The 18829-nt window shown below is 62.5% G+C and carries 19 protein-coding genes and 2 pseudogenes; 11 read left to right on the forward strand and 10 right to left on the reverse strand.

Annotated features, from left to right (window positions below; all coding sequences use genetic code 11):
* Positions 1 to 28 precede the first annotated feature (28 nt).
* The 8 genes and pseudogenes from K6301_RS24830 to K6301_RS24865 all read left to right on the forward strand — a co-directional run bounded on the left by K6301_RS24830 (position 29) and on the right by K6301_RS24865 (position 8240).
* Positions 29 to 1069: an ABC transporter substrate-binding protein gene (locus K6301_RS24830; protein WP_247221501.1), complete on the forward strand. Its 1041-nt coding sequence runs from the start codon at positions 29 to 31 to the stop codon at positions 1067 to 1069.
* Between the two features lie 25 nt (positions 1070 to 1094).
* Entirely contained in the window at positions 1095 to 1967 is an 873-nt protein-coding gene (locus K6301_RS24835) for an ABC transporter permease (RefSeq protein WP_160872498.1), read from the forward strand.
* A 3-nt stretch (positions 1968 to 1970) separates the two neighbouring features.
* Positions 1971 to 2768: an ABC transporter permease gene (locus K6301_RS24840; RefSeq protein ID WP_247221502.1), complete on the forward strand. Its 798-nt coding sequence runs from the start codon at positions 1971 to 1973 to the stop codon at positions 2766 to 2768.
* The gene (locus K6301_RS24845; RefSeq protein ID WP_247221503.1) at positions 2765 to 4459 is read left to right on the forward strand and encodes a GMC family oxidoreductase; all 1695 of its coding nucleotides are present in this window, start codon (positions 2765 to 2767) and stop codon (positions 4457 to 4459) included. Before K6301_RS24840 ends, K6301_RS24845 begins: the two co-directional genes overlap by 4 nt.
* Before the next feature lie 16 nt (positions 4460 to 4475).
* On the forward strand, positions 4476 to 5900 hold the full coding sequence (locus tag K6301_RS24850) for an aldehyde dehydrogenase family protein (RefSeq protein ID WP_247221504.1): 1425 nt from the start codon (positions 4476 to 4478) through the stop codon (positions 5898 to 5900).
* A gap of 51 nt (positions 5901 to 5951) precedes the next feature.
* Positions 5952 to 7424 carry an NAD-dependent succinate-semialdehyde dehydrogenase gene (locus tag K6301_RS24855; protein ID WP_247221505.1) on the forward strand — a complete coding sequence of 491 codons (1473 nt, stop codon included), beginning with the start codon at positions 5952 to 5954 and terminating at the stop codon, positions 7422 to 7424.
* Positions 7425 to 7642: 218 nt separating this feature from the next.
* Positions 7643 to 7861: pseudogene (locus tag K6301_RS25145) on the forward strand (isocitrate/isopropylmalate family dehydrogenase); the annotation flags it as partial.
* 22 nt (positions 7862 to 7883) lie between these two features.
* Positions 7884 to 8240: a cupin domain-containing protein gene (locus tag K6301_RS24865; RefSeq protein ID WP_134650543.1), complete on the forward strand. Its 357-nt coding sequence runs from the start codon at positions 7884 to 7886 to the stop codon at positions 8238 to 8240.
* On the opposite strand, the pseudogene K6301_RS25150 reads toward K6301_RS24865, so the two are convergent.
* Both K6301_RS25150 and K6301_RS24875 read right to left on the reverse strand, forming a co-directional pair.
* Positions 8161 to 8400, reverse strand: a pseudogene (locus K6301_RS25150) (hypothetical protein); the annotation flags it as partial. The gene K6301_RS24865 and the pseudogene K6301_RS25150 overlap by 80 nt on opposite strands.
* A gap of 65 nt (positions 8401 to 8465) precedes the next feature.
* Positions 8466 to 8756: a hypothetical protein gene (locus K6301_RS24875; protein ID WP_134650545.1), complete on the reverse strand. Its 291-nt coding sequence runs from the start codon at positions 8754 to 8756 to the stop codon at positions 8466 to 8468.
* A 358-nt stretch (positions 8757 to 9114) separates the two neighbouring features.
* Here K6301_RS24875 and K6301_RS24880 point away from each other — a divergent pair, with 358 nt between their 5' ends.
* On the forward strand, positions 9115 to 10296 hold the full coding sequence (locus tag K6301_RS24880; RefSeq protein ID WP_247221506.1) for an SMP-30/gluconolactonase/LRE family protein: 1182 nt from the start codon (positions 9115 to 9117) through the stop codon (positions 10294 to 10296).
* Between the two features lie 227 nt (positions 10297 to 10523).
* Here the strand turns inward: K6301_RS24880 and K6301_RS24885 are convergent, their stop codons facing one another.
* Positions 10524 to 11366, reverse strand: coding sequence for a LysR family transcriptional regulator (locus tag K6301_RS24885; protein ID WP_247221507.1), 843 nt, complete (start codon positions 11364 to 11366; stop codon positions 10524 to 10526).
* Between the two features lie 89 nt (positions 11367 to 11455).
* Here K6301_RS24885 and K6301_RS24890 point away from each other — a divergent pair, with 89 nt between their 5' ends.
* On the forward strand, positions 11456 to 11857 hold the full coding sequence (locus K6301_RS24890; RefSeq protein WP_247221508.1) for a tautomerase family protein: 402 nt from the start codon (positions 11456 to 11458) through the stop codon (positions 11855 to 11857).
* Positions 11858 to 11897: 40 nt separating this feature from the next.
* Complete coding sequence (locus K6301_RS24895; RefSeq protein WP_247221511.1) at positions 11898 to 12791, forward strand: DMT family transporter; 894 nt, start codon at positions 11898 to 11900, stop codon at positions 12789 to 12791.
* Between the two features lie 47 nt (positions 12792 to 12838).
* On the opposite strand, the gene argE is transcribed toward K6301_RS24895, so the two are convergent.
* The 7 genes from argE to K6301_RS24930 all read right to left on the reverse strand — a co-directional run bounded on the left by argE (position 12839) and on the right by K6301_RS24930 (position 18693).
* Positions 12839 to 14017 (reverse strand): acetylornithine deacetylase, encoded by a 1179-nt coding sequence (gene argE / locus K6301_RS24900; RefSeq protein ID WP_247221513.1) that lies wholly within the window; start codon positions 14015 to 14017, stop codon positions 12839 to 12841.
* 3 nt (positions 14018 to 14020) lie between these two features.
* Positions 14021 to 14695: a DUF1028 domain-containing protein gene (locus K6301_RS24905; RefSeq protein ID WP_247221514.1), complete on the reverse strand. Its 675-nt coding sequence runs from the start codon at positions 14693 to 14695 to the stop codon at positions 14021 to 14023.
* A gap of 35 nt (positions 14696 to 14730) precedes the next feature.
* The gene (locus tag K6301_RS24910) at positions 14731 to 15144 is read right to left on the reverse strand and encodes a RidA family protein (protein ID WP_247222522.1); all 414 of its coding nucleotides are present in this window, start codon (positions 15142 to 15144) and stop codon (positions 14731 to 14733) included.
* Positions 15145 to 15206: 62 nt separating this feature from the next.
* The gene (locus tag K6301_RS24915; protein WP_247222523.1) at positions 15207 to 15833 is read right to left on the reverse strand and encodes a glutathione S-transferase family protein; all 627 of its coding nucleotides are present in this window, start codon (positions 15831 to 15833) and stop codon (positions 15207 to 15209) included.
* A gap of 11 nt (positions 15834 to 15844) precedes the next feature.
* Complete coding sequence (locus tag K6301_RS24920; protein ID WP_247221516.1) at positions 15845 to 16864, reverse strand: NAD(P)H-quinone oxidoreductase; 1020 nt, start codon at positions 16862 to 16864, stop codon at positions 15845 to 15847.
* Between the two features lie 69 nt (positions 16865 to 16933).
* Positions 16934 to 17380, reverse strand: coding sequence for a type II 3-dehydroquinate dehydratase (locus K6301_RS24925; protein ID WP_247221517.1), 447 nt, complete (start codon positions 17378 to 17380; stop codon positions 16934 to 16936).
* A gap of 62 nt (positions 17381 to 17442) precedes the next feature.
* Positions 17443 to 18693, reverse strand: a complete 1251-nt coding sequence (locus K6301_RS24930) for a flavin-containing monooxygenase (protein ID WP_247221518.1) — start codon at positions 18691 to 18693, stop codon at positions 17443 to 17445.
* Positions 18694 to 18829 lie beyond the last annotated feature (136 nt).

Genomic DNA, 18829 nt, shown 5'->3' on the forward strand with positions numbered 1-18829 from the left:
CGCCCGTCTATAAAGAGGAGAACGACTTATGAATTACAGACTTTCTATGATCGTGCTATCCGCAAGCGCCACGATCTTCACCGCCGGCATGGCTTCCGCCGAGCAGATCACTTTCGTGTCGCAAGGCGGCGCCTACCAGGAAGCCCAGACCAAGGCGATCCTCGATCCGGTCGCCGAACTGCTCGGCATCACCGTCAACCAGGACAGCTCGCCCGACGCCTGGCCGGTGCTCAAGACACAAACGGCATCCGGCAAGGTCATCTGGGACGTGATCGACACCCCGCCGAAGGACTGCATCCGCGGGGGCGAGCAGGGCATGATCGAGAAGCTCGACTTCTCGAAGATCCCCAATGCAGAGAAGATGCCGGCTGAATACAAGAGCCCGTATTCTGTCGCCTACGAATTCTATTCGAGCGTGCTCGCTTACAACAAGGAAAAGTTCGGCGACAATCCTCCCAAGACCTGGGCCGACTTCTGGGACGTCAAGAAGTTCCCGGGCACCCGCGCGCTGCGCAACCATCCGCTGGCGACACTTGAAGCCGCGCTGCTCGCCGATGGCGTGCCGGCCGACAAGCTCTACCCGCTCGATGTCGACCGCGCCTTCAAGAAGCTCGAGGAGATCAAGCCGCATGTGGCGGTTTGGTGGACTTCAGGTGCGCAGTCCGCACAGTTGCTGGCGGATGGCGAAGTGGACATGGAGATGGCGTGGAACGGCCGCGTGGCAGCCGTCGTGAAGGAGGGTGCACCGATCGGTTACTCCTTCAATCAAGGCTTCCTGCAATACACGTCGCTGTGCATCCTCAAGGGCGCGCCGAACCTCGACACCGCCGTCAAGTTCGTCAATGCCGCGCTGACGCCGGAAATCCAGGCGAATTTCCCGACCTATATCGATTACGGTCCGGGCAACCCTGAGGCTTACAAGACCGGCAAGATCTCGCCGGAGCGCGCGGCGGAAATGCCCAGTTCGCCGGAGAACGCCGAGTTGCAGGTCCTGGTGTCGGACGAATGGTGGAGCTCGCCGGCCGGCGAAGAGGCACAGAAGCGCTGGGCGACGTTCATCCAGCAGTAACCGTCGGCCTTTGGAGGGTCCATTTATGGCAGGATCGACACAAGATCTGTCGCAACAGCATGACCGGCGCGAGCAGAGGCTCATGATCATGTTGCTTGCACCCGCCTTGCTGGTCGTCGTCGTCCTGCTGGTCTTGCCGCTCCTGTGGCTGGCCTGGCAGTCCGTCCGGCAGGACGGTGGGTTCACGCTGGCGCACTACGAGCGGTTCCTGACGGACCCGGTCTACTGGATGACCTTCCTGCAAACCTTTCGCATCGCCGCGATCGTCACGGCGATGACGGTTCTGCTCGGCTATCCCGTCGCCTATGTGGCGGCGGGACTGTCCCAACGGTGGAGCATCGTCGTGCTGACGATGGTGCTGCTGCCGTTCTGGACGTCGGTGCTGGTGCGTGCCTACGCGTGGCTGATCCTGCTTCAGCGTAACGGTATCATCAACTCGGCCCTGACCGGTTCGGGCCTGATCGACGCTCCGCTCAAGCTGGTCAACAACGAGTTCGGCACGGTCATGGCGACGATCCATATCCTGCTGCCCTTCATGGTCCTGCCGCTCTATGCGACGATGAAGAAAATCCCCGGCGAATTGACCATGGCCGGTGCCAGTCTCGGCGGATCGCCGCTGCATGTCTTCCTGCGCGTTTTCCTGCCCTTGTCGCTTCCGGGCATGATTGCCGGCATGGTGCTGGTGTTCGTGCTGACGCTCGGCTTCTACATCACGCCGGAACTGCTGGGCGGCGGGCGCACCTACATGGTCTCGATGCTGGTCTCGCGCAATATCGAAGTCTACAACGAATGGGGTGCCGCCTCTTCGATCAGCGTCGTGCTGATGGTTTGCGTGTTCCTCATCTTCCGACTTGTGAGCCTGTTGATACCGTTCGAACGCATTATGGGAACGAGGTGACGCATGAGCCTGTCGAGAGTTTTACTTTACGGTTTCGTAACCCTCATCCTGGCTTGGCTGATCATTCCGATCCTGATCATCCTGCCCATGTCGTTCTCCGGCGCGCGTTTCCTTGCCTTCCCGCCACCGTCATGGTCACTGCGCTGGTATGAAGCCTATCTCGGCAGCGCGGCCTGGATGCAGGCGACCCGCGTGAGCTTGGCCGTCGCGGTCGTCAGCGCCATCCTCGCGACAATCCTCGGAACGGCCGCGGCCTACGCCTTGAACCTTACGCAATCGCGTCTGGTCCGCAGCCTGCAGGCCCTGTTGCTGCTGCCGCTGATCGTCCCGATCGTCATCACAGCCGTCGGCGTCTTCCTCGTCTATGCGCAAGTCGGGCTGTTGGCCTCCATGACCGGTCTCATCCTGGCCAACGTCATGCTCGGCCTGCCCTATGTCGTGACGGCTGTTCTGGTCGGTTTGCGCAAGTTCGATCACACTCAGGAAATGGTATCGCGAAGCCTCGGCATGAACCGCTGGCGCACTTTTTTCGCCGTTACTTTGCCGCAGATTCGGCCGAGCGTCATCTCTGGCATGCTGTTCGCCTTCATCTCGGCGATCGACGAGACCGTGGTTTCGCTCTTCATCTCCGGCGGCCAAAATCAGACCCTGACCAAGCGCATGTTCACGGCACTGCGTGACGAGATCGATCCGACGATCGCCTCGATCAGTTCGTTGCTGACGGCGATCTCCTTCATCCTGCTTATGCTTGCGGCGCTCGCTGCCCGCAATACGGAACGCTCTCAAGGGCGAGAGGCATGATCGTCGATCATCTGATCCTGGGTGGCGGTTCGGCCGGCTGCGTCCTGGCCGCACGTCTCTCCGCCGACCCGAGGCGAACGGTCGTGCTGGTCGAGGCCGGGCGCAACATTTCGGCCGATGACATTCCCGACGACGTGCGCAGCCGCTATCCAGGCCGCGCCTATCTCGACATGCGCAATATCTGGTCGTCGCTGACGGCGTTGATGGGCTATGCCCGCTCCAATTCGGCGCCCCGCCCGTCACGAACCTACGAGCAGGCGCGGTTGCTGGGCGGCGGTTCGGCGATCAACGCCCTGATGGCCAACCGCGGCGCGCCGGGCGACTATGCCGAATGGCAGGCGCTCGGGGCGGATGGCTGGTCGTGGGAGGAATGCCTGCCCTATTTCCTGAAGATTGAAACCGACAGGGATTTCACCGGTCCCCTGCACGGAACGGACGGACCGCTGACAATCCGCCGCATATCGGACGACCGGATTTCGCCCTTCGTGGTTCGCGTCATGAAGACGCTCGACCGGCGCGGCCATTCGATCCGGCCGGATCAGAACGGTCTCTGGGAGGACGGCGCATTCCGCGGCGCGATTGCCGTCAGCGACAAGGGCGAAAGATTACCGACCTCGCTTGCCTATCTCACGGCCGACGTGCGCAGTCGGCCCAATCTGCGGATCATCACCGAAAGCGTGGCACAGCGCATCCTGTTCGAGGGGCGGCGTGCGACGGGCGCCACGCTTTCGGGTGCATCCTCGGAAACGGTGAGGGCCGCCGAGGTGATCGTTTCGGCCGGTGCGATCCATACGCCCGCCTTGCTGATGCGGTCCGGTATCGGTCCGGCCGATAATCTCGCATCAGTCGGTGCCGGCGTGGTTGCCGCGCGCGAAGGCGTCGGGACCAATCTGATGGAGCATCCGTCCATCGCCGTTGCCGCCTATCTGCCGCCGCATATGCGGGTGCGCGACAGGGCGGAGCACCACGAACAGGCGATTTGGCGCTTTTCGTCCGGCCTTGGCGACAGTCCTGTCGGCGACATGCATGCGGCCATCCTGTCCCGGTCCGGCTGGCATTCCGTCGGGCTTCGCCTCGGCAGCCTGTTCTTCTGGGTCAACAAGTCCTATTCGCGCGGTTTCGTGAGGCTCGCCTCCACCGATCCCGGAGCCGAACCCGACGTCGATTTTCGCATGCTGAGCGACGAGCGGGACCTTGAGCGCCTCAAGCTTGCCTTGCGCATGGGGGCCGAGGTTCTCTCGGATCCGTTGATGGAAGGCCACAGAGGTACGATCTTCCCCTCAAGCTATTCCCCCCGTGTGGCGAAGGTCGCCGTGCCGGGAAAGGCGAACGCGGTGCAGCGCGGTCTGCTGTCCGCCCTTCTCGATGTGTCCGGGCCTCTGCGGACGGCGCTGGTGCATTCGGCGATCACGCTCGGCACGACGATGCGGGGACTGCTGGAGGACGACGCTGCCTTGACGGAGTTCGTCCGGCGCCATGTGGGTGGGACATGGCATCCGTCCGGGACATGCCGTATGGGGCCGGCCGACGATCCGATGGCGGTGACGTCGCCCACAGGCCGGGTTTACGGCGTCGAGGGCCTGCGGGTCTGCGATGCGTCGCTGATGCCGTCCATCCCGCGTGCCAATACCAACATCCCGACGATCATGATTGCCGAGCGGGTCGCCGACTTTATCCTGGCCGGCCGCTGAAGCGATTGGAGACGAAATGGACAAATATCTGAAATTCTACATCGACGGCGCGTGGGTCGACCCGATCGGCGGCCAGCGGCTCGCGGTCGTCGATCCCGCCACCGAACAACCTTTTGCGGAGATTGCGATGGGGACGGCGGCCGATGCCGAGCGGGCCATCCTTGCCGCCCGCAGCGCGTTCGCGAGTTTTTCCTTGACGAAGCACGAGGAACGTCTTGCTCTGCTGGAACGCATTCTCGACCTTCTGAAGCAGCGCAACGACGAGATCGGAGACATGATTTCGCGCGAGATGGGTGCGCCTCGCCGGATGGCACGGGATGAGCAGGCGGGCATCGGGGTTGCCCATTTCGCTCAAACCATCCGCGCGATGCGGGAGTTTTCCTTCGAGTATATGCAAGGCACGACGCGGATCGTCCATGAGCCGGTTGGCGTGGTTGGCATGATCACGCCATGGAACTGGCCGATGAACCAAATCGCCTGCAAGGTGGCACCAGCGCTCGCCACCGGCTGCACCATGGTTTTGAAGCCGTCTGAAATCGCTCCCGTCAATGCCATCCTTTTCGCCGAAATCCTGCACGAAGCCGGTGTGCCGAAGGGCGTGTTCAATCTGGTGAACGGCGACGGCCCGACCGTCGGTGCAATGCTCGCCAGCCATCCCGATATCGACATGGTATCGTTTACCGGCTCGACCCGTGCGGGCGTCTCGATCGCCCACGCGGCGGCACCGACCGTCAAGCGCGTCCATCAGGAATTGGGCGGCAAGTCGCCCAATATCGTCTTGAGAAGCGCCAACCTCGCTGCGGCCGTCCGCGCCGGCGTGGACAAGTGCTTCGCCAATTCCGGCCAGTCCTGCAATGCACCGACGCGACTGCTGGTGCCGGCGGAGGACATGGACGAGGCGATCGGTATTGCCCGGCAGGCAGCCGAAGCGGTCCGTGTCGGCGCACCGTGCGATCCGGCAACCGAGATCGGCCCTGTCGTCAGCGAGGCGCAGTTCGACAAGATCCAGGGCCTCATCCGCAAGGGCATCGATGAGGGAGCGGAACTGGTGGTCGGCGGTCTCGATCGCCCGGAGCACCTCAGTGCGGGCTATTACGTCCGACCAACGGTTTTCGCCCGGGTGACGAACGACATGACGATCGCCCGTGAGGAGATTTTCGGCCCCGTCCTGTGCATCCTCGGCTACGGCAGCGAGGACGAGGCCGCCGACATCGCCAACGACACGCCCTATGGCCTGGCATCCTATGTTCAGGGCGAGCCCGCGGAGGCGCGCGCCTTCGCCCGTCGGCTGAGGACGGGCGTCGTCCGCCTCAACGACTCTGCCTGGGATGGCGCTGCACCCTTCGGTGGCTACAAGCAGTCGGGCAACGGCCGCGAATACGGCAAGTTCGGCCTCCACGAATTCACGGAAATCAAGGGGATCGTCGGCTTCGGCGATTGATGCTCTCGGCCGCGGCGATACACGTCGCAGCGGCACTAGACAGGTGATAACATGCTTAAACTCAAAGATCCCTCGCTTTTCATTCAGCAGGCGCTGATCGGCGGCGCCTGGACCGGCGCCGCGGGCGGTGCCACATTGACCGTCGACGACCCGGCTTCCGGCGCGGTGATCGGCACGGTGCCGGATTGCAGCGCCGAGGATACGGAGCGCGCGATCGCCGCGGCGGCAGCGGCCTTCAGGACCTGGCGGCTCACGACAGCCGCCGAGCGGGCGCGCCTTCTTGAGCGCTGGCATGACCTGCTGATCGAAAATGCCGACGACCTGGCGCTGATCATGACCTTGGAACAGGGCAAGCCGCTGGCCGAGGCGCGGGGCGAAATCCTCTATGGTGCGACCTTCATTAAGTGGTTCGCCGAAGAGGCCCGCCGCAGCTACGGCATGTCGATCCCGGCGCCGACGACGGACCGCCGCATCCTGGTCAGCAAGGAGCCCGTCGGTGTCGCGGCCGTCATCACGCCCTGGAACTTCCCCAATGCGATGATCACGCGCAAATGCGCGCCGGCGCTGGCCGCCGGCTGCACCGTCGTCATCAAGCCGTCGGAACTTACGCCCTATTCGGCGCTTGCGCTGGGCCTGCTGGCAGAACGTGCCGGCATTCCTGCCGGCGTTATCAACATCGTCACCGGCCTGCCGAAAATCATCGGCGCAACGCTGACCGCCAGCCCCGATGTCCGCAAGATATCCTTCACCGGCTCGACGGCCGTCGGTTCGCTGCTGATGGCACAATGCGCTCCGACGGTGAAACGGCTCAGTCTCGAACTCGGCGGCAATGCGCCCTTCATCGTCTTTGACGACGCCGATCTCGATGCGGCGGTGGAAGCCGCCATCGTCTCCAAGTTCCGCAACGGCGGCCAGACTTGTGTCTGTGCCAACCGGTTGCTCGTCCAGGCCGGCATCTACGATGCCTTCGCCGAAAAGCTTGCTGCGCGCGTTCGGGCGATGCGTGTCGGTCCTGGCGTGGATGACGGCACCCAGATCGGCCCGATGATCAATGCCGCAGCCGTCAGAAAGATCAACACCCATCTCGATGATGCGATGGCGCTTGGCGCCAGAAACATCACGCCGCGAGACGATCTTCCGACGGGAGAGCGCTATGTCGCGCCGGCCGTGCTGACAGGAGCGACCACCGCCATGCGCCTCGCCAGCGAGGAGACCTTCGGTCCGGTCGCGCCGCTGTTTCGCTTCGAGAGCGAGGCGGAAGCGATCGAAATCGCCAATGGAACGCCCTATGGTCTTGCCGCGTATTTCTTCACCGAGAACCTGCATCGCGCCTGGCGTATCGGCGAGGCGCTGGAATTCGGCATGGTCGGCCTCAACACCGGCAGCGTCTCGATGGAAGTGGCCCCCTTCGGCGGCGTCAAGCAGTCCGGTCTCGGCCGGGAGGGCGGCCCTACCGGCATGGAAGAATATCTCGAGGTCAAGGCCTTCCACGTCGGCGGCCTGAAGCGCAGCCGATCTGACTGATGAAGGCTGGAGACGGACGATGAGCGAACGGATTTACGATATCGCCGTGATTGCCGGCGACGGTATCGGCCGGGAAGTCATGCCTGAAGGCATCATGGCGCTGGAAGCGGCTTCGCGCCGCCACGGCTTCACGCTGCGGCAGAAATGGCACGATTTCGCCCATTGCGATTATTATGCCCGGCATGGCCGGATGATGCCGGAAAACTGGAAGGAAGAGGTCGGCGCCCGACATTGCAGGGCAGAACCTTGCCAATCCGATCGGTCAGATCTGGTCGGCAGCGATGATGCTCGACCACCTTGGCGAGAAGCAGGCCGCTGCAGACATCATGCGCGCCATCGAGACTGTGCTGAGGGAACCGAAGCTGCGCACCCGCGACCTAGGCGGTGCCGTCGACACCCAGACCTGTGGCAAGGCTATCGCCGAACTGCTGTCCTGACATAGCCTGAAAGGTTTACTCCATGTCCAACCTGATCGCCTTCCAGCTCGATAATCCCGGCACGCCGCGCGAGAGCAAGGCCCTGCCAGAGCGTCTGGTCGACGGTGACCCGTCCTATAAAACCTGGGAACAGGATAATGTCGATGACGGCCGTATACGCTCGGGAATCTGGGAAGCCACACCTGGCGCGACCCGCTCGATCAAGGGCGAAACCTGGGAATATTGCACCATCCTCTCCGGTATCGTGGAACTAACCGAAGACGGCCACGCGCCTCGCCGCTTCGTCGCCGGCGATACGTTCACCATGCGGCCCGGCTTCGTCGGTACGTGGCGCACGATCGAGACCGTGCGCAAGCTCTGGGTGATCGTATCGCCGTGATCGGAGGCAGGCGTTCAACGCCTGTGCTCGGCCAGTCCCGCCGGCCCTTCGCCGGTGCTGTGCAGCGACATGCCGGCGTGATGACGACGGGTGCATGGCGCCAGAGCGGGTGATCGGTGTGCAGTGGTTCCGGATCGGCCACGTCGAGGAAGGCACCGAAGAGATGTCCGCGACGCTTGCAGAAAAATCGACCGGCTGGCGAAGGCGATTAAACGCCCGACCTCATCAGTGCACGGATTTGCTCACAAGCGGGTAGGGATGCGCAGCCTTGAACTTCGCAATCATCGCCGCTGCCTGTTGCAATACGCGTTCGGAATTGTGCAGATCATCACGGGCGAGCTCGTCGGCGTTGATACGTATCGCTTCAGCCATGCTCGTCGACATTGCTGCGAACTGACCGTAGCCTTCGATGAAAGCGTCCCTCGCTGTTTGCTCGAGGGCACGGGCGATATCGATGAAAATCTCCTCGCGCTCTATCACGTCAAGATCTTTGATGAAATCGTATCTCTCTTCCATTTTAGCCTCACTCTGAACAGACGTGCGGATAAAGACCGAGCTCATCAAGCCCCGGCCGTGGAAGAGCTAGGTATAGCAGATTTTGGTTTCAAGCCCTCATTGCAGCTTGAACTCGCCTTCGACGCGTCGCCATTCGTACGGCGTTGAGGTGAAGCGGTCCTGTCCGTGTCAATGGATTTGCCATATCGGCTTCCAGCGTAGAGATACCCTCATCGCAAAACCAGGTTCATGCGCTGAAATCTATCGGGCCGCAACGTCACACGAGGTTGTCGACGATTTATTCGTCGCTCACCGTACGGCTGATCTCCGGGAGGGAGATGGAACCTTCTACCACTGTCGAGGTTCGAGGGGCCAACCAATGGAGGTAGCCATGCATCGCAGGTTATTTCGACGCAGCTTTCTGTCTGTCGCAGCCGTCATAGGGGCCGTGGCATCGCCAAACGTCGCCGATGCACAGACGATGGAAAGGCTGGCGAACAAAGCGAAGGAACTCGTGGCACCTATCGCCGGCAAAACAGACGACCGCCTGGAGAAAGTCGCGACCTTCGACCACCAAGTTACCGGGGTCACCGTCTCGGAAGATGGAAGGATCTTCGTCAACTTTCCCCGCTGGTCGGAGGATGTTCCGGTCTCCGTCGCCGAGGTGATGAAGGATGGCTCGATCAGGCCCTATCCCGACGACGAGTGGAATGCGTGGCGTAACGTGAAGATGTCGGAGATCTCCGCGAAGGATCACTTTGTGACGGTGCAAAGCGTTGTCGCCGATGGCCGGGGCTCGCTCTGGGTCGTCGATCCGGCTGCGCCCAACAGCGAAAAGATAGTCAAGGATGGCCCGAAACTCGTGCAGATTGATCTGAAGACCAATGCTGTCAAGCGCGTTTACCCGTTCGGACCTGATATCGCCGGTCCTGCCAGCTACCTCAATGACGTCCGCATCGCCCCTGACGGCGCATTTGCCTACTTCACAGATTCCGGCATGCCAGGGGGGCTGGTGGTTCTCGATCTGAATTCCGGCAAGGCGTGGCGTGTACTAAGCGATGATCCTTCCACGCAGTTCGAAAAGGACGTCGTCGTCCAGGTTGACGGGAAACCGCTTCGTCGCCCCGATGGCCGACAACCACTCTTCAATGCGGACAGTATCGCGCTGTCGAAGGACGGAGAGACGCTCTATTGGAAAGCCTTGACCGGAAAAACGATGTATCGGATTTCAACGGAAGCGTTGCAGAGAGCCACCCAGGATCCGTCCACGGCAAGGGCTGAGAAGTACGCCGATACGGAACCGACCGACGGTTTATGGATAGACGACCAAAACCGCATCTATCTCAGCACAATCGAGAACGATGGCGTTAAAATTCTGGGTCCGGATGGCAAGGTCACATCCTTCCTTCAGGACAGTCGGTTGCGCTGGCCTGATACGTTTGCTCAAGGACCGGACGGAACAATGTACATCACCGCGTCGCATATTCAGGATTCTCCGTGGTTTCATCAGGGGTGGGCGGACGACTCCTTCACGCTGTTCAAGTTCGCCCCTCCAAAATGAGGTAGCTTAACCGTCACTCGGCCGTTTCGTCGCAGGCACCGCTCCTCCCAAGACAATCGTCTGGCTTTGGCACCTGGGTCTGCCGGGGTTTATCGCTGTAGGCGTGGCGCCCGACCGTGTCGAGCAGGGAGGATTGAACTCGGCCAACACGACGAGTTCGGCTTCGACGGCGCTATATCGACATAACCATCCACGGCCTGAGGGTGAGACACATTCATCCCTTGAGCTTAGGCGGCGGTGCCCGATACGGCCGCGGCCAGTGCCCTTATCGCGGAGGCATGGGCTGGTGTACGCGCCCGGGAAAGCAGGACGATTTCTGAAGGCGGCAATGGCGGCAGGCCGAACTCGGCACCGCGGTCGGGCAGTCCACGGGCGCAGATATCTCCCATCGGTGCGACGCCGGCCTCTGCGAGAATTCCCTCGTGAAGCGCCGCGCAGCTGCCAGCGCTGAAGGCGTCGCGCCAGGCCACGCCGGCCCTTCGAAGCTCGGCCACGGCGATTTCTCGAACCCCGCATCCGGATCCGAGAGACACCAGCGGGACGGCGCTGTTCGAGCGCGGCCGCCAACCGGGTGCCGCTCGCCATCCGAGCCTGTCCGAGCGCAGGATCTCGCCGTCGGAACCACCGCCGTTCCGCCGGATGATGGCGGCGTCCGCATGCCCCGACGCGAATGTATCCTTCACATCGAGCGAGAAGCCGACGCTCACATCGATCACGGCGTTCGCGGGAAGCGACAAGCGAATTGCCTTTATGGCGGCCGATAGGCGTCCGCCGATCGCGTGGTCGCTGGCAGCGAGCGAGAAATGCAAAGGTGTTTCGTCGCCGAAGGTCAGCGCTTCCTCGTGCTTGGCAAGCAGGGCTCGCGCCTTCGGCAGGAAGACCTTGCCGTCCTCCGTCAGCCGCAGGTGTCGCGGCGTGCGGTCGATCAGCCGCCTGCCGATACGCTGCTCCAGCGTCTTCAGCTTCTGGCTCACGACGGGCTGCACGGTTCCTGCCGCCTCGGCGGCTTTCGTCAGGCTGCCAAGCTCGACGGAGAGAATGAACAGACGGACACTTTCGAGGTCAATCATATGAAATCACTATGGCTGGAATATTTATGGGCATCTTCTCATTATGGTGAAACTTGCGCAAGGTCTTCGGGCAACAAGGAGACGACCCGATGCCGATGATCAAAGCCCGCTACACGAAACCCCGGGACAAACGCGATCCCAAGCGCGACATTGCCGCTATGCTGTCGCGCGTTACCGCCGAAATCCTGCATAAGGATCCTGCTGTCACTGCTGTCCTTGTCGAGAGCGCCGAACCCGATGACTGGATCGTTGCCGGCTCAAGCGTCGCCGACCTGAAGCTCGGAACCTTCTATGTCGAGGTCTCGATCACCGAACACACCAACCTCAAGGACGAAACGACCGCGTGGGTCCGGCGCGTATACGACGAGATGAATGCGTTGGTCGGCCCGTTGCATGAGGCGAGCTATGTCCTGGTCCATGCTGTCGATGGCGACGCTTACGGCTATGGCGGTCTGACCCAGAATCTGCGATGGGCGCGCAAGCACGGATAAGCTCAAGGCCAAAGAAGGCCGTGAGAAAGGGGAGGGCGACATGCCGACTTACGAACTGGCAGCCGTGGGCGCCGCAACCTGCTGGGCGCTGACGGGACTTTTGTCTGCGAGACCAGCCGGTCATCTCGGCGCCTTGGCTTTCAACAGGACGCGGCAGCTCTTCGTCGCCTTCCTCCTCGGCCTCTACGTCCTGGCGTCGGGCACATGGCGGGAACTGCAGACCGAAGTGCTGTGGCTCCTCCTCCTGTCCGGCTTCATTGGAATCTTTATCGGCGACACGCTTCTTTTTACCTGCCTGAACCGGCTGGGGCCGCGCCGCTCGGGAATCCTGTTCGCCCTCAATGCCCCTATGGCCGCGCTGCTCGGCTGGCTGGTGCTTGGCGAACAGCTTTCCGGTGCTGCTGTCGTTGGTATCGCCCTGACGCTCTGCGGCGTGCTGCTCGCGATCCTCTTCGGCAAACGCAAGGCGCAGCTGCACGAATGGGAGACGGTGAAAGGACCGCTTTGGTTGGGTGTGCTCGTCGGCATTCTGGCCGCGCTCAGCCAGGCGGTTGGCTCCCTGATCGCGCGGCCTGTCATGGCGAGCGGGGTCGATCCCGTTGCTGCCTCGATGCTGCGCGTCGCGGTCGCCGCCCTCTGCCTGACGGCGCTTACACAGTTGCCCATCGCGGCGGTGCGGCCCAAAGGCCCCCTGACCAAGAGCGTGTTTCTCCAGACGGCCATGACGGGTATCATCGCCTTGGGCTTCGGGATGACGCTGCTTCTTTTCGCGCTGTCAGGCGGCAAGGTCGGCATCGTCTCGACGCTGTCTGCGACGACGCCTGTGATCATCCTGCCGATGCTCTGGCTGAAGACGCGGGAAGCGCCTGCATCGGGTGCCTGGGCCGGTGCAGCACTCGTCGTGGCCGGAATGGCGCTGATCTTTTGGAAATAGACCAAGCCTGGTCTTAACTGCCGCTCAATGCGAAGCGCTGGAACGAGCTACTCCGCAGACAGAGGACCACCCTTCTCCAAAAGACCTAACAACCGCATCTGAAAATGGAAACAGGCCTCGATTTGCGAGATTGCGACAAACTCATCTGGCTTGTGTCCTTGGTCCATATCTCCGGGACCGCAGATCAAGGTCGGAATGTCGAGGCCTTTTGCAAAGAGCCCGCCTTCGGTTCCATACGCCACCTTGATTGTGGGCAACCCGGTGCCCAGAAGAGCCGAAACACAGGCGATTGTCGGACTGTCGATGGGTGTGTCGAGCCCGGGATAACTCGACAACGTGTCGATACGGATAGCCGCCTCCGCAAAGCGATCGCGATAGGGCATGGCAATGGCATCCGCATCTTCGACGATAGCCGCGAGAATCGCATGGGGGTCGTCGGCTGCGATGTTGCGTATCTCGAAATCGATCTCGCATGACGCAGGAACGATGTTGAGTGCTTCTCCACCGCGCATGAGACCGGCATGGAGCGTCGTATAGGGAACCGAATAGGCCGCGTCGCGCGCCCCGCGCAAGGCGAGTTCCGCCTGCCGCGCCTGCAGTCGCTGCACGAAGGCGGCACCAAGGTGCAGCGCATTCAAGGCGTCAGGCGCCAGCGCGGAATGCCCGGCCCTGCCTGTACAACAGGCGCGAAGCGCCGTCTTGCCCTTGTGACCGGTGGCGAGCCGCATGCCCGTGGGCTCCCCGACGATACAGAAGGCGGGACGAAGCGGCTCGCGTGCGAGACTGTCGATCATTCCCCGGACGCCGAGGCAGCCCACCTCTTCGTCATAGGAGAGTGCGAGATGAAGAGGGCGTTGCAAATCACGCTTCGCGGCCTGCATCATGGTATGGATCGCAACGGCGACGAACCCCTTCATGTCCACGGCGCCCCGGCCAAACCAGCGCCCCGCATCCTCGCGCAAAACGAATGGGTCGGAAGCCCATCGCTGGCCGGCTACGGAGACCACGTCGCTGTGGCCGGAGAGTACGACCCCGCCATCGACCTCCGGGCCGACCGTTGCCCAGAGATTGGCCCGCGTTCCATCCGGATGTGCGAAGCGACGGACCGTTATCCCTAAAGGAACGAGCAGGCTCTCGACATAATCGAGCAGAGCGAGGTTCGACTGCAGCGAGACCGTCGGGAAGGCGATCAGCCGCGAGAGGATGTCGCGGATTTCAGGCGACATGCGTCACTCGTCTCCGGGTACGCCGTAGGAGGGCGCACTGCGAGGATCGAGCGCTCTCGTGACATATGCATCCATCTGCGGCCTGTAGACTGTCCACGCCTCGACGAGTGCCTTGATCGGGCAGGCCGTTGTCCAGTCGATGCGCAGTTCGGCAAGCGGCCAACTCTGCTTGTCGACGACGAGAAGACCGGCCGAATGCACCGGCCCGGCCTCACCACCAGCCGCTAGTCCGGCCACGAGCGCGCCGACAAGGCGATCACCAAGATGACCGGATGTCGTGTTGAAACTGTCGATCATGGCTCGCGGCACGCCGGCATGGGCGAGAAGATTGCCCGCCGCGGCGGCGTTCCGATCCTTCGCCTCGCTCCATCGGCCCAGCACATTGGGACCGGAAAAGATCGCGCTTTCGCCTGTCCCATCGACAGCCAGAACCTGCCTCCAGGCCATATGGCTACCCGTCCGCTCGACGATCGTCAGCGCCTCGGTCGGCGTTGCACCACGCTCAATCAGGTCAAGTGTGCGCGGGCCGAGCCGGGGGTCGGTAACGTTCTGGCTGCAGACCGCGCCGACCCCGGCGCGCGCATGGGCGCAGCGCGCGGCCACCGCGGGGGAGGAGGAAGAGATGGCGAGGCCGAACATCCCGGTTTCCGGGCAATGGCCGACGATGGAAAAGGTCATGGTGAAGCCTCCTTCGGACGGATCCGGGGTTCGTTTCAGTCGGGAATGACGGCCGTAGCATCGATCTCGACGAGCCATTCAGGGCGGGCGAGCGCCACAACGACGAGACCGGTGCAGACGGGGTTTACGCCGCTGATGTAGTCGCCCATCGTGCGGTAAACCGCTTCGCGGTGGCGGACGTCGGTCAGATAAACAACGAGTTTCGTCACATGCTCCATCCGGCCGCCGCATTCCTCAATCAATTGGCGGATGTTCTGCATGACCTTGTGCGTCTGCTCGACGGGGTCGTGGCTCTCGATGTTCTTTGCCGTATCGAGGTCCTGCGGGCACTGGCCGCGCAGGAAGATCGTGGTGCCGCGCGCGACGACAGCCTGTGCGAGGTCGTTGTCGAGCTTCTGTTCCGGGTAAGTTTCTCGGGTGTTGAATTTGCGATGGCGGATATGGGCCACGGGGCTCACCTTTCTGTCGTTGAGGTCGGCCGGCGGCGAGATTCGCTGCCGGGAATAGGGGCTCATGATCGCGGTTGCGTCGCGATCATGGCCGGGCGGGCTTCATAGCTGGCGTACCATGCTGCGAGCGGCGTGCGGCCGGACCGCCAGTCGAGATCCGGGAAGCGGAAATCGAGCCAGCCGAGCGCGCAAGCATAGCTCACCGTGCCGATGTCCAGGGTCTCCGGCGCCGGCAGGTCGGCCAGCATGTCGTCGACCGCATCGACGATCTTCTCGCTCTGCTTTTCGATCCAGGCGGACCAGCGAAGGTTTTCCGGGCGAAGCAATATTTCGTAGCGCACCAGAAGCGCCGCATCGACGAGGCCATCGGCCAGGGCCTGGCGCCGAAGCGCCGTCCAGCGCTCGGGTCCCGCCGGGGGAAAGAGTTGAAGGGCGTCGGGGCCGCTCTCCGAAGCCTTCAGCGTGTCCAGATATTCGCAGATAACCCGGCTGTCATAGAGGACAGTGCCGTCTGAAGCCCGAGCCGCAGGCACTTTGGCCAGGGGATTGAATTCCTGTATGCGGGCGTCGCGTTCAATCGGGTTTGCCGCGCTTTCCAGGATGTCGATCCTGTCTGCGAAACCGAGTTCGTGAGCACAGACCATCACCTTGCGCACGAAGGGGGAGGCGGGCGCCCAGAAGAGCGAGATACGGTTCATGGTCATGCCTCCTGCGGCATTTCGAGCACGATCTTGCCGAAATTGCCGCCGCTCTCGAGCCGGCGGTGAGCTTCTTCCGCTCGCGCAAGCGGCAACACGGAGGAGATGACAGGTCGGACGCGGCCTTCTCCGAGAAGCGGCAGGATATGGCGCGTGACATCTCGTGCGATCGCAGCCTTTTCCGCGTCGGGTTTCGGCCGCATCGTCGAGGATGTCATCCAGATGCCCTTGCGCATCAGCAGCCCCAGATCGACCTGGGCTACCGCACCGGTCATGAAGGAAAGGCCAACATGCCGGCCGCCCGGCGCCATTATGGCGAGATGGCGGTTGACAGCCGCTCCGCCGAGGATGTCCAGCACGACATCGACGCCGCGGCCTCCTGTAAGCGCGTGGATCGCCTCGTCCTGGCCGGGCTCGCGATAATCAACGGCGCAAGCGCCCATGGCCGCGATCCGCGCACATTTCTCGGGTCCGCCGGCCGTCGCTATGACCTTTGCGCCGACGCTTTGAGCGAGTTGCAGCGCGAGCGTGCCGATTCCGGATGCCCCGCCCTCGATCAGGAGCGTCTCTCCGGAGCGCAACGCACCCCGGTCGAAGAGATTATGCCAGATGGTGAACAATCCCTCCGGAAGGGCGGCGGCCTCCGTCAGCGACAGTCCGGTCGGGATCGCCAGGCACTGGTCGGCGCGCGCGCAGACATGCGTCGCGTAGCCGCCAGCCTTGACCAGGGCCATGACGGCGGTGCCCACGAGAGCCGGGTCGACGCCATCCCCACACCCAACGATGCGGCCGGCGACTTCAAGCCCCAGAATGTCGGAGAGACCGGCAGGCACCGGAAGCGCGCCGGATCTCTGCATGAGATCGGGCCGGTTGACGCCGGCCGCTGCGACCGAAATCAGCACTTCACCCGCCAGCGGGCGGGGAACAGGACGCTCGACCACGGTCAGGATGTCCGGGCCGCCCGTGGTCGTGGCGATCACGGCCGTCATGGATTTGTCGAGGGGCAAGGGCGAGAGGGACATGGGCTCGTCTTTCGAATCTGAACGGCTGGCAAAATCTGGAACGGCTGGCATTTTCTGACGGCGAGATCGTCAGCCCGCCTTTTGGTCGACCAGTTGCTTCATCGCGGTCAGCGCCAGCAGATAACCATCGGTGCCAAGGCCGGCGATCACACCGGTCGCGGCCTTCGAGATAAAGGAGTGATGCCGAAACGGCTCACGCTTCCAGATATTGCTCATATGGCATTCGAGGATCGGGCCGGGGAACGCGAGCAGCGCGTCGAGGATCGCAATCGATGTGTAAGTCAGCCCGGCCGCGTTGATCAGCAGACCGTCGTGGCTCTGCCGGGCTTGCTGGATCCAGTCGATGATCACCCCCTCGTGGTTCGACTGGTGGAAATCGAGCGCCATGCCAAGTTCCGTCGCTTTTGCGCGGCAGGCCGCCTCGATCTGCGGAAAGCTCTGCAGGCCGTACGTGCCGGCGGGGTCGAGTCCGTAGAGATTGGCATTGGGCCCGTTGATGAACATGATCTGCGGCATGGTTCTTCCTGTCGCTTGGTTGGAATGGCAGGCGGTGGTTCCGTCGGGCATCGATCGGTGTGCTAAACCTTTTCGTAGGCGACGTAATTCCGCTGCACCACGATGTGCGTCGCGATGTATTTTGCGTCGTACCAGCAGCCGTAGATGAAGGAGGAGGCACGGTTCGTGAGTTCGGGAAGGCCAAGGAAGTAAATGCCCTGTTCGGCCGAAATTCCGCGCTTGTGGAACGGCGTGCCGTCCGGGTGAAAGGCATTGACGTCGAGCCAGCTGAAATCGAATTTGAAGCCGGTCGCCCATATTATCGTCTTGATACCTGCGGCAGCGAGATCGAGACTGCGAATGGGTTTGGCGATGCAATCCGGATCGGTCGGGATAACCCACGCCTCGGGCTCCGGCGGCAGGTTGATACCGGTTCGGTCGATATAGGCATCCGCTTCCGCAAGTACCTCTAGATAAGCGCGATCGCCTTCCGCGATGTTGGCGGCGAGATCGTCGGCGATTGTCAGGACGCCGTCATCATAGGTTTCGGTCATTCCGACCACGGTAACGCCCATGGCTGCGAGGCGGCGAAAATCCATGGTCTTGCCGCCGTCGTAACCGCTGACGGCAAAGGCGACATGCTTCTTTTTCGCGATGATCTTGATCTCGTCCCATTTGCCGAGCACGCCCAGCCACCAGACATAATCACGTTGCCTGTACGCTCGTGGCGGACGATAGTGCTCGCCGATCGACAGATAGACCTGACGTCCGGCGCGTTGCAGCTCCTCGGCGATCTGCGAGCCGGAAGCGCCGCCGCCAACGACCAGAACGGCGCCATCGGCAAGCTGCCCCGGGTTCTTGTAGGCGGAGGAGTGAAGTTGGTCGGTACCTGCATCCTCCGGTACGATCTGCGGGTATTGTGGCACCTGAAACGGACCGGTCGCTGCCACGACTCGCTGTGCTTCGATCTGTCCCGCCGAGGTCGTGGCGAGAAAACCTGGACGACCCTTGAGGCGCTCGACGCGTTTGACCTCCACACCGGTGCGGATCGGCGCCTCGATCATCTTCGCGTAATCCTCGAAATAGCGCGCCATCCGCTCCTTGGGCGGGAAAGTGTCGGGATGGATGTCATCGAATTCGAGGTTCGGGAACCGGTCGTGCCAGGCGGGACCATTCGCGACAAGCGAATCCCAACGGCCGGAGCGCCATTGCTCAGCGACGCGGTTGCGTTCGAGGACGATATGGGGAACGCCGCAGTCCCGGAGGTGCTCGCTCATGGCGATCCCGGATTGGCCGGCGCCGACGACGAGTGTGTCGATAGTTTCGATGGTCATGGTCATGTCCTAAAAATGGTCGGTGCAACCGGATGCCCGGCCTGAAAACGTGGCACGGGAAAAAGCGCGGAACGAGCGGACTCCCGCTGTTTGAAAGCGCGCGTTTTCCACTCCGCCCGGCCGGGATGGCCGGGCG

This window comes from Shinella oryzae, assembly GCF_023038235.1.
Classification (GTDB): Bacteria; Pseudomonadota; Alphaproteobacteria; order Rhizobiales; family Rhizobiaceae; genus Shinella; species Shinella sumterensis.